Genomic DNA, 11,299 nt, shown 5'->3' on the forward strand with positions numbered 1-11,299 from the left:
TATTAAAGTGTAAAATAGATGAATTTTAATTTTCTCTCCCCGGTTTCAGATTTAGTACTTGCGCATAATGAGCTACTATCTCCCCAAGCACTAGGACGGAAAATTAAAATTCACTCAGAGCAAAACGGCATTCCGGATTTAGAAGGTGTTAATGTGGCTATTTTAGGGGTTCTTGAAAACCGAAACGATGTTGATTACATAGGTGAGGAGTTTCAGCTAAATGAAATCAGAAAATCGTTTTACAGTCTCTTTCCAGGCAGTTGGAATACTATGGTTGCAGATTTGGGCGATATTGAAAAAGGTGAAAGTGTTGAAGATACCTATTTCGCACTAAAAGAAGCCACTGGTATTCTGGTGAAAAAAAAGATTATCCCGTTAATTATTGGTGGCTCACAAGATCTTACTTATGCCAATTACCGTGCTTACGATGCTTTAATCCCCATGGTGAATGTGGTAAATGTTGATGCGCAATTTAATTTGGGTGATTCCACAAAACCCATTAAAAATAACAGTTTTGTTGGGAAGATTATTCTTGATAAGCCTTATAATCTCTTCAACTACGCCAATATTGGCTACCAAACCTATTTCAATTCGCAAGAAGAAATCGATTTAATGGACAGTTTGTATTTCGAGCTGTACCGCTTGGGAGAAGTATCAAAAGATATTACCATAGTAGAGCCTGCTATGCGCGATGCCCATATAGTGAGCATCGATTTAAATGCCGTAAAAGGATCGGAAGTGAGCGTTAGGCAGCGGTTTTCGCCCAATGGCTTAGATGGGAAGGAGATTTGTGCCATTGCCCGCTACGCCGGAATTAGCAATAAAGTAAGTTCGTTTGGCATTTATGAATACAAGCCATCGAAAGACGACGAAATGACCGCTATGCTGGTGGCTCAAATGCTTTGGTATTTCGTTGAAGGTGTGAATTACAGGGTAAAAGACGACGATTTTTCAGGTGATTCAAGCTACCAAAAATTTACTACACTCACTGAAGATCACGAACTTGTGTTTTATAAAAGTAACAAAACAGGCCGATGGTGGATTGAAATTCCTTTTTTGTCTGAAGTCAATAATAAATTAAAGAAGCACACGTTATTACCATGCATGCATCAAGATTACCTCGATGCTTGTAATAATAAGGTGCCAGAGCGTTGGTATAAGGCGTATAGAAAAAACAGTGTGTAGCGAAAAGCGTATAGGTGAATAGTTAATTTAATCGGTAAAATGCTTATTTTTTACGATAAAGTGTGTTTTTTTTAGACGAAAAGTTGTTTTTTAAAAAATATATAAATATGTTTACGCTCTCAAAATTGAAGCATGAATAATTAACCTCGAGTTTTCTATGGATATGAAGAAGTTTATTTTATTAACCGCAGTATTGGCAATGCTAACTAGTTGTGGCTCTAAAGATAGGGGCGAGCTAGTGGGTGTTAAAGGAAAAAAATGGCATCCAGAAAAGCCATATGGCATGGAACTTATTCCAGGCGGGGCATTTATTATGGGTAAAGCTGACGACGATTTAGCGGGTGTGCAAGATGCACCATCTAAAACCGTTACAGTAAGAGCCTTTTATATGGATGCCACCGAAATTACAAATAGCGAGTACCGCCAATTTGTAAACTGGGTAAGAGATTCAATTATTAGATACAGGTTGGCTGTTTTGGCCGATGAGGTTGGTATGTTGCCAGAAGACGGAGGCATTGGAGAGTATGCATTTAAAGATGCCGATACCGCTAATATGTCCGTTTACGAAAAATATATGTTCGAAAACTATACCGGATTGGGGCCTACAGGTTATGAAGGTCGAAAAATTAACAAAGACATCGATTTAGTTTTTGATACTTCTGATTACCCAGATGAGTACTACACTGAGGTGATGGACACCATGTATTTGCCTTTGGAAGAGTCTTACAACGGGCAACGGACTTGGGATGTTACTAAATTCAAGTTTCAGTACAACCATATGGATATTCAAGAGGCAGCCAGAAACAGAGGTATTAAACGCAAAGACGTTATTATAAAAGAAGAAATAGAGGTCTACCCAGATACTACCGTTTGGATTCGTGATTTTGCATATTCTTATAACGAACCCATGCACAACGACTACTTTTGGCACGATGCTTACAGCGATTACCCAGTAGTTGGTGTGACTTGGGCTCAAGCAAAAGCATTTTGTGAGTGGAGAACTATCAATAAAAATTCATATCTAAAATCTAAAAAAGGAGCTGCTTTGGTAAATACATTTAGGTTGCCATCGGAAGCTGAGTGGGAGTATGCCGCTAGAGGCGGCCTGCAAGCTGCAACTTACCCTTGGGGAGGGCCTTACACAAAAAGTGACAGAGGTTGCTTTATGGCTAACTTTAAACCAGTTCGTGGGGATTATGCGGCCGACCAAGCACTGTACACCGTAGAAGCCAAATCATACGAGCCAAACGATTACAATCTTTACAATATGGCCGGGAATGTGGCCGAATGGGTAAATGCATCATACGACCCATCATCGTATCAATACACTTCAACTATTAACCCGAGTGTAAATGATAATGAAAATACGCGTAAAATTGTTAGAGGGGGCTCTTGGAAAGACGTAGCATACTTTTTACAGGTAAGTTCAAGAGATTACGAATACGCAGATTCAGCAAGAAGTTATATAGGTTTCAGGACCGTTCAAGATTACATGGGGACAAAAGTAACAAGCAACGGTAACTAATTTATAATCAAATCTAAAATCATAAACTATTAATTAACCTACTTAAGTATAACCTACTTAACATTTAAAACCGAAAATTATGGCAAAGTCAAAAGCAAACAAGAAATTCATGAATATGGCCTATGGATTGGGAGCCGCAATTGTAATTGTTGGTGCACTATTCAAAATTATTCACTTCGAAATTGGCCCGCTAACAGGTAACGTTATGTTAACCATTGGCTTGGTAACGGAAGCGATTATATTCGCATTATCGGCATTCGAACCTGTTGATGATGATTTAGATTGGTCTTTAGTGTATCCAGAATTAGCTGGGGGGCAAGCGGCCAAAAGAGAATCAAACGAAGATGCTCAAGGATTACTATCTAAAAAACTAGATAACTTATTAAAAGAAGCAAAAATTGATGGCGAGTTAATTTCAAGTTTGGGCGATAGTATCAAAAACTTTGAAGGTGCTGCCAAAAACATGTCTTCTACAGTAGATTCTATTGAAGCTACCAAAAAGTATGGCGAGGAATTATCTTTGGCTGCCGCTCAAATGGAATCGCTAAATAGCTTGTACAAAGTACAGTTAGAAAGCATCAATAAACAAGCTGCCATTAACGAGGAGTCTGTAGAAAATGCCGCAAAACTTAAAGAGCAAATGCAATCTTTAGCATCAAACCTATCTTCATTAAACGGTGTTTACGGTGGAATGCTTTCTGCAATGAACAAAAACTAATTAGGGGTTAAGCCTAAATTTATTAACCAAAAACCTAATTATCATGGCAGGAGGAAATTTATCACCTAGACAAAAAATGATTAATCTGATGTACCTCATATTCATCGCTATGTTGGCCTTGAATATGTCGAAAGAAGTACTTTCAGCATTCGGATTAATGAACGAAAAACTTACAGAGTCTAATCAAGCTACAGAGCAAAGAAACGCCAACTTTGTAGCCAGTTTAGAACAAAAAGCAAACGACCAACCTGAAAAATATGCGCCTTTAAAAGCTAAAGCCGATCAAATTGATGTTTTAGCCCATAAATTTGATGACTATTTAGAGGATTTAAAAGGAAAAATGACAGCCGGTCTAGACGACGCTACCGATTATGAAATTATGGATAAAGGAACTTATCTTGACGAAAACTTCTTTAAAGGCGATAAGTTAAAAGAAGACGGACAAGAGTTCTTAAATCAAATAAACTCATTTAGAGAAGGTGTAGTTAAAATTCTTGAGAACGAACCAGGAATGGAAAGCATCGTAAAAGATGTAAAGGAAAAATTCAATACAGAGCAAGAAATCAATAGAGACGGTATCAAAATCGATTGGTTGGATTACCATTATAAAGGATTTCCATTGGTAGCTTCATTAACAAAAATGACTCAATTACAAGCTGATATTAAAACCACTGAGTCTGAAATTCTATCAAACATGTTGCAAGGTACACTTTCAAGTGAGGTGTCTATGACCAACTATACCACGTTGATGGAAACTTCGAAATCGGCTTACTTTAACGGCGAGCAATTTGACGGACAAATTGTATTGGGTCGTAAAGATGCTTCAACAAAACCTAAAAGAGTTGAACTGACTTTAGACGGCAGAAAGTTAACTGAAAACCAATATTCAATTGAAGATGGTAAAGTAAAGTTAAAGATTGGTACTGGCGGTGTTGGAGAGCACAAAATAGAAGGTAACCTTTATTTTGGTGAAGGTGGAGAGGAAATTGCGGTTCCTGTAAGTTCTTCGTTCGCAACCGTTGCCAAACCTAACGCAGCAACCATTTCGGCCGATAAAATGAACGTAGTGTACCGTGGTGTTAAAAACCCAATGACTATTTCGTTTGCCGGTATTCCAGATAACAAAGTTAATGCTAGCGCACAAGGTTTATCTAAAGCTGGTGGTAGCCGTTATGTAATGGATGCGACCAGAATCCAAGGCCGTGAAGTAACTATTAATGTTACTGGTACTTTACCTGATGGCGGAAAAGTTAGTGATAACGCGAAATTCAGAATTAAAGATTTACCAAAGCCAACTGGTACCATAAGAGGGGAAGATGGTCAGGTAAAAATGCAACGTAACAGTTTAGAGATTTCTACTGTTGGTGCTATGTTCGATGATTTCGATTTCGAATTGCCACTTCGCGTAACCGGATTTAAATTTAAAGTGCCAGGCCAGCCTACAATAAATGTTAACGGTAATAAATTAGATAGTAGAGCCAAAAGCGCATTGCGTAAAGCAAAACGTGGCGAGGGCGTTCAAATATTCGATATTGAAGCCAAAGCCACTGGCGTAAGTGTAATACTTAAAAAAGTATCGCCGGTATTTATTGAGCTTACAAATTAGAAAAACTATTTGGGATGGTTTTTACAAGTCATCCCAAATATTGATAATGCAAAATAATATTTAAGATGAATCTAAAAAGTGTTTTATTAACCGCTGCAACTGTTTTAACGGCATCAGGTATGTTTGCTCAAGCTAACATACTTAACGCCAAAAGCCCAGAGGAAATAGGTGTAAGAACCGAAGCCCAAAAAGCAGTTGACAATGATAAGCCATTGGAATATGGTTATGTTGATGATAGAGATATTTTGTACTCTAAAATGGTATGGGAAAAAATTGTACTCGACGAGCGTGCAAACTTTCCGCTGTACTATCCAATAGATACCAACAATATCGGAAGCAATAGACGATCGTTGTACGATGTTTTGATGAAAAGCATCAAAAACGGTAAGATTGAAAACATTTACGATGATTCTTATTTTACCACAAAACGAACCCTAAAGGATATTGAAGGAGCATTAACGTTAATTGATACCACCGAATTGGGTATCGAGCAAATTAACGCCGGTGAAGAATTGTCGCCAGAATATATTGTGCGAAGAGACATTACTGCTGCCGATATCATGGAGTACCGTATCAGAGGGCTTTGGTACTTCGATAAGCGCCAAGCCGAAATGAAATACAGATTATTGGGTATTGCTCCCGTAGCGCCCGATGTAAACTTTATTGATTCTGATACGCCCGATTTAGTGGAATTGTTTTGGGTGTTTTTTCCAGATGCCAGAGAAGTGCTTCATGAGGCGAAATCGTTTAATAATAAGAACAGCTCCATGCCATTTTCTTTCGACCATGTGTTGAATGCCAGACGTTTCCAAGCTTATATTTACAAAGAGGAAAACGTGCAGCAGGATAGGGCTATTTCAGAATACGTGTCAGATAACGCTTTGATGCAATTGCTCGAATCTGAACGAATTAAAGATAAAATCAGGGATTTTGAACTGGATATGTGGACATACTAGTTTAAAACTCAAAAAGAATAAAAGAAAGCCGTCATTTTAATGATGGCTTTTTTTTGTGGAGAATATAAAAAGTAGTTTTCTTGTCATTTCGAGCGGAGTCGAGAAATCTCATCCTGTTTAAAACTCAATTCTCGAAACGATAACTATTGTGCGTTATCGAAATTTAGAATGATGAACTTTTTGAATCTCTTTTTTATAGCGAATATGTTCTCCCAATAATTTTTCTGGCTATATTCGTGCCATTATGCAAGTAGATTATATTATAGTTGGCGTGGGCTTGGCCGGTATTAGTTTTTGCGAACAGCTTAAAGCCAATAACAACACGTTTTTGGTGTTTGATGATGCTTCGCAGCAGTCGTCAACCGTGGCTGGAGGTATGTACAATCCTGTGGTGCTAAAGCGTTTTACGCCCGTTTGGAAAAGTGCAGAGCAACTCGATTTGGCTTTGCCGCTATACGCTAAAATTGAAAAAGATATTAGTGCTCAATTGGATTATAAAATTCCGGTTTATAGAAAATTTGCTTCAGTGGAAGAACAAAACAATTGGGTAGCAGCTTCCGATAGACCATTCCTCTCGGAATATATGAGCGAAAAAATTATCAAAAATGATAACCCCTCCATAGAAGCGCCATTTGGTTTCGGAAAAGTAAACCCTACAGGACGTATTGATGCCAAAGCTTTGGTGGAAGGGTATAAGTCGAATTTGCGAGCCGATCAATGTTTAAGAGAGGAAACTTTCAATCATAACGATTTGAATTTTGGTGGAAATACCGTAAAGTACAAGGATGTTGAAGCCAAGCATGTCGTTTTTTCAGAAGGCTTTGGGGTGGTGAACAACCCGTATTTTAAAGCATTACCGCTGGTGCCAACAAAAGGCGAGTTGTTGACCATACATGGGCCAGAATTAAATGTTGATTATATCATAAAAGCTGGTGTATTTTTAATTCCTTTAGAAGACGGTTATTACAGAGTGGGAGCGACACATCAATGGGAAAATTTAAATCACGATGCTACTAAAGAAGCACGGGGAAAACTTATAAGCCGATTGGAAAAAGTGATAAAATGCGAGTTCGAAATTATTGACCAAGTAGCAGGTATTCGCCCAACAGTTATAGATCGTAGGCCCCTAGTAGGTAGACATCCTAAACACGAAAATTTATATATTTTAAATGGTTTGGGTACCCGGGGTGTAATGATTGGCCCTTATGTGGCCCAACAACTTTTCAACTTTATAGAAAATAACGAGCCCTTGGAAAAGGAAATCGATATTAAACGTTTTTTAGATAAAGTTGAGTAAGAAATAATACTCTCTTAAAATAATGATATGAATCTAAAAAGACCTTCGTCTTGGGCGAGGTTAGGAAGGCTATTACTTCTTTTGGACCAAAGATTTGTCGTAACTCATAAAAAAGTTAATCCAAATATTTCTGGAAAGCCGCATGATTACTGGCATAAAAACAACCAATGTGCCAACTATCGAAATAAACATTACGTTTAGCCCAGCATTAAACACAAAAAATGAAATAACAAAAGCAGCCGTGGCAAAAGCGATACCAACAGCATAGCTAACGTACATGGCGCCGTAAAAAAAAGACGGTTCAATTTTGTATTTGGTGCCGCAGCAGCTGCAGGTTTCGTGCATATCCAAAACCTCTGTAAGGGCATACGGGTTTTTGTTTTTGTACATCGATTCGCCATGGCATTTTGGGCAAGAACCAGTTAAAATGCTATATAGTTTACTTCCTTTTTTAAACATATTATTTAGTGTATTTTTGCAGCCAAGAATTGCAGTGTAAAAATACCACTAAAAAAACAAACGCACTGTAATTAAAGTTACATTTCTATGATGAACATTCATAATTTATCCGTTTCTTTTCAAGGAGAATATCTTTTTGAAGATATAACTTTTAAACTCGGAAACGGCGACAGGGTAGGATTAATTGGAAAAAATGGAGCAGGAAAATCTACCATGCTTAAAATTTTATCAAAGGAAATGGAACCCGATACCGGTCAGATTGCGACCGATAAGGAACTTAAAATTGGGTTTTTAAAACAGGATATCGATTTTATTTTCGGTCGTACCGTTCTAGAGGAAGCCTACGAAGCGTTTACTGAAATTAAGGCTTTAGAAGCTAAAATGGATTCGGTAAACACACAAATGGCCGAACGCACTGACTACGAAAGTGAGGGCTACCATCAATTGATGGTCGATATTAACGAATTGCAGCACCAATACGAAATTTTAGGTGGGTACAACTACCAAGGTGACACCGAAAAAATTCTTCAAGGTCTGGGTTTTAAACGGGAGGATTTCGATAAACTCACCGATACCTTTTCGGGCGGATGGCGCATGCGCATCGAGTTAGCCAAACTCTTGCTGCAAAATAACGATATTTTGCTTCTGGATGAGCCTACCAACCACTTGGATATTGAATCGATTATTTGGTTGGAGGGGTTTTTAAAAAATTATGTTGGAGCTGTAGTAATCGTTTCGCACGATAAAATGTTTTTGGATAATGTGACCAATCGAACCATTGAAATTTCATTGGGAAGAATTTACGATTACCCCAAACCCTATTCAAAATACTTGGTGCTGCGCGATGAGCTGCGTACTCAGCAGTTGGCTTCACAAAAAAACCAGCAAAAGCAGATTGAGCAAACTGAAAAACTAATTGAAAAATTCCGTGCAAAAGCCTCAAAAGCCACGATGGCACAATCGCTAATAAAAAAGCTGGACAAAATAGAGCGCATTGAAGTTGATGAAGATGATAATAGTGTAATGACGCTTAACTTTCCGGTTTCGGTGACGCCGGGAAAAGTGGTGGTTGAAGCCGAAGCTATTTCAAAAAGCTACGGCGAAAATCAAGTGCTTAAAAACATAGATTTGTTGATTGAGCGCGATAGTAAAACGGCATTTGTTGGGCAAAACGGGCAAGGAAAATCCACTTTGGCAAAAATTATTATTGGAGAAATAAAGCACCAGGGAGAGCTAAAATTAGGGCACAACGTGCAGATTGGCTATTTTGCCCAAAATCAAGCCGAATATCTCGATGGCAATAAAACCGTGCTAGATACCATGATTGACGCGGCCAATGAAACCAACCGTAGTAAGGTGCGTGATATTTTGGGGTCGTTTTTGTTCCGAGGTGAAGAGGTTGAGAAATATGTGCGGGTACTTTCTGGAGGAGAGCGAAACCGGTTGGCACTGGCAAAACTGATGCTTCAACCATTCAATGTTTTAGTGATGGATGAGCCTACCAATCACTTGGACATCAAATCGAAAAACGTGCTTAAAGAAGCCTTGAAACGCTTTGATGGTACATTGATTATTGTGTCGCACGACCGTGACTTCCTTCAGGGGCTCACCAATGTGGTTTATGAGTTTAAAGACCACAAAATCAAAGAATATTTAGGTGATATTGATTTTTATTTGGAGCAACGCCAAGTTGCAAATTTACGGGAAGTTGAAAAACGTACGGTGGTTGCAGCAAAACCCAAAGAAAGAAAGCAACAGAGTTACGAAGAGCAAAAAAAGCTAAAATCGCTAAACAATAAGTTGAGTAACGTAGAGGCAAAAATCAATCAATTGGAGCGTGATATTAAAGCGATTGATGTCGAGTTGGAAGTTAATTATGAAGAAGTGACCTCAAAGCCCAATTTCTTTGATAATTATCAAAAGAAGAAAACCGATTTGCAGAACTATATGCAAAAGTGGGAAGATATTCAATTGGAAATTGAAGCTTTCGAAAGGTAGTTCATCGAAGTGCAAATGTTAAAAAATAATGCATTTAATCGAATAAAATAGTTTTTCGTCTAGGTTTGGGTTACTTTCGTGAGAGAATTAATCCCCCAAATCTAAAATATGAAAACTTTAAAATTTGTCGTTTTGTGTTTTTTTACAACAGCTTATTCGTTTGCAAGTATTTCTTCAACAGAAAGAGAGGCGTTAATAGCTGTGTATGATGCAACAAATGGAACTAATTGGAACACTTCGTGGGACCTAAATACTACGGTAGACAAATGGTACGGCGTTAAGGTTGAAGCTGGTAAAGTGGTAGAAATCAATTTACAATTCAACAATTTATCTGGAAAATTGCCTCAAGAAATAGGAAACTTGACTAATCTTAGGAAAATAAATCTAGGTTTTAATAAGTTAAGTGGAGAGTTGCCCTCATCATTAAGAAACCTCAAAGAATTAACAGCTTTAGAATTGTTTATGAACCGTTTTGAAGGACAAATCCCTTCTGAACTTGGTGAATTAAAAAAGCTTGAGTCATTACAGTTGTACAGCAATAAGTTTACTGGAGAAATACCAAACTCTTTAATGAGGTTGACTAATTTGAAGGTGCTTTTGTTAGGAAGTAATTTTCTAACAGGACCGATTCCAGCCGAGATTGGTGCTTTATCAAACTTGCAAAAGTTTAGCGTGATGGATAACCAGATGTATGGCGAAATTCCTTCAGAAATGGCTAGTTTGACTGAATTGGAAGAGTTGTTGTTATCAACAAATCAATTTACAGGTGATATTCCAAAAGAGTTTTTGAATTTAGAAAAATTGAATACGTTTATGGTAAGTGACAATAACCTGAATTACGAGTATATAAGTATTTCAGGTAAAAACCCGCCAGCATTGATGATGGAAATAGAAAATTCTACCGCTGTAATGGATTTAGAAAAAGAATAAAGTAAAGCTTATAATTTTGTTTAAAGGGAGCCATCGAATATTTTGATGGCTTTTTTTATATTTATAAATGATTGAACATTATTTTACTTGTCCATATTGTTGGGAACAAATTTCCATGTTGTTGGATAACTCTATTTCTGACTGAGAAATATATCGAAGATTGTGAAGTCTGCTGTAACCCGATTCAAATAAGTTTAAAATTTAATGGGACGCAATTAATAGATTTTCAGATAAGTAATATAGAACATAAATTTTTATTGCTAAATGCTTGCAGAAACTAAAAAGGGTTGTATATTTGCAGTCCAATATCGCGGGATAGAGCAGTAGGTAGCTCGTCGGGCTCATAACCCGAAGGTCACTGGTTCGAGTCCAGTTCCCGCTACTAAGTTTAAAACAGACGTAATCAACGGTTTAGGTTTTCCTAAACCGTTTTTTTATGCTTACTTTTAAACTGGACTTGCAACAAAAACGGGATCAAGTACGGATCAAGTACAAAAGTTGGATCAAGTACAAAAGTTGGGGACTAAGCATAAACTTGAGTTAATCTGAACAGGAAGAACTCTTTATTTCTTACACCTCTAAGTTGCATTCTAAACGCTTTAATTTTGGCATTAAAGGATTCCGC

Annotated in this window: 9 protein-coding genes, 1 tRNA gene and 2 pseudogenes; 10 read left to right on the top strand and 2 right to left on the bottom strand. The window is 37.6% G+C overall.

Annotation, left to right across the window (positions count from 1 at the left end; all coding sequences use genetic code 11):
• Positions 1-18 precede the first annotated feature (18 nt).
• The 6 genes from HC176_RS10745 (at position 19) to HC176_RS10770 (ending at position 7,287) form a co-directional block, all read left to right on the top strand.
• Positions 19-1,185 (top strand): formimidoylglutamase, encoded by a 1,167-nt coding sequence (locus HC176_RS10745; RefSeq protein WP_167918205.1) that lies wholly within the window; start codon positions 19-21, stop codon positions 1,183-1,185.
• Between the two features lie 163 nt (positions 1,186-1,348).
• Complete coding sequence (gene porK, locus HC176_RS10750; RefSeq protein WP_167918206.1) at positions 1,349-2,710, top strand: T9SS ring complex lipoprotein PorK/GldK; 1,362 nt, start codon at positions 1,349-1,351, stop codon at positions 2,708-2,710.
• Positions 2,711-2,789: 79 nt separating this feature from the next.
• Positions 2,790-3,428, top strand: a complete 639-nt coding sequence (gene porL, locus HC176_RS10755) for a type IX secretion system motor protein PorL/GldL (protein ID WP_167918207.1) — start codon at positions 2,790-2,792, stop codon at positions 3,426-3,428.
• Positions 3,429-3,471: 43 nt separating this feature from the next.
• Positions 3,472-5,034 (top strand): type IX secretion system motor protein PorM/GldM, encoded by a 1,563-nt coding sequence (gene porM / locus HC176_RS10760; protein ID WP_167918208.1) that lies wholly within the window; start codon positions 3,472-3,474, stop codon positions 5,032-5,034.
• Between the two features lie 65 nt (positions 5,035-5,099).
• Positions 5,100-5,990: a type IX secretion system ring subunit PorN/GldN gene (porN, locus tag HC176_RS10765; protein ID WP_167918209.1), complete on the top strand. Its 891-nt coding sequence runs from the start codon at positions 5,100-5,102 to the stop codon at positions 5,988-5,990.
• A gap of 244 nt (positions 5,991-6,234) precedes the next feature.
• Positions 6,235-7,287 (top strand): NAD(P)/FAD-dependent oxidoreductase, encoded by a 1,053-nt coding sequence (locus HC176_RS10770; RefSeq protein ID WP_167918210.1) that lies wholly within the window; start codon positions 6,235-6,237, stop codon positions 7,285-7,287.
• Between the two features lie 72 nt (positions 7,288-7,359).
• Here the strand turns inward: HC176_RS10770 and HC176_RS10775 are convergent, their stop codons facing one another.
• Positions 7,360-7,746 carry a DUF983 domain-containing protein gene (locus tag HC176_RS10775; protein ID WP_167918211.1) on the bottom strand — a complete coding sequence of 129 codons (387 nt, stop codon included), beginning with the start codon at positions 7,744-7,746 and terminating at the stop codon, positions 7,360-7,362.
• An 87-nt stretch (positions 7,747-7,833) separates the two neighbouring features.
• On the opposite strand from HC176_RS10775, the gene HC176_RS10780 reads away from it, so the two are divergent.
• The 4 genes and pseudogenes from HC176_RS10780 (at position 7,834) to HC176_RS10795 (ending at position 11,056) form a co-directional block, all read left to right on the top strand.
• The gene (locus tag HC176_RS10780; protein WP_167918212.1) at positions 7,834-9,744 is read left to right on the top strand and encodes an ABC-F family ATP-binding cassette domain-containing protein; all 1,911 of its coding nucleotides are present in this window, start codon (positions 7,834-7,836) and stop codon (positions 9,742-9,744) included.
• Positions 9,745-9,852: 108 nt separating this feature from the next.
• The gene (locus HC176_RS10785) at positions 9,853-10,674 is read left to right on the top strand and encodes a Two component regulator three Y domain protein (protein ID WP_167918213.1); all 822 of its coding nucleotides are present in this window, start codon (positions 9,853-9,855) and stop codon (positions 10,672-10,674) included.
• A gap of 67 nt (positions 10,675-10,741) precedes the next feature.
• Positions 10,742-10,955: pseudogene (locus tag HC176_RS10790) on the top strand (CPXCG motif-containing cysteine-rich protein).
• Between the two features lie 28 nt (positions 10,956-10,983).
• Positions 10,984-11,056: transfer RNA gene (locus HC176_RS10795), tRNA-Met, on the top strand.
• A gap of 141 nt (positions 11,057-11,197) precedes the next feature.
• Here the strand turns inward: HC176_RS10795 and HC176_RS19985 are convergent.
• Positions 11,198-11,299, bottom strand: a pseudogene (locus HC176_RS19985) (ISAon1 family transposase); the annotation flags it as partial.

The sequence above is a fragment of the Tamlana crocina genome (genome assembly GCF_012037625.1).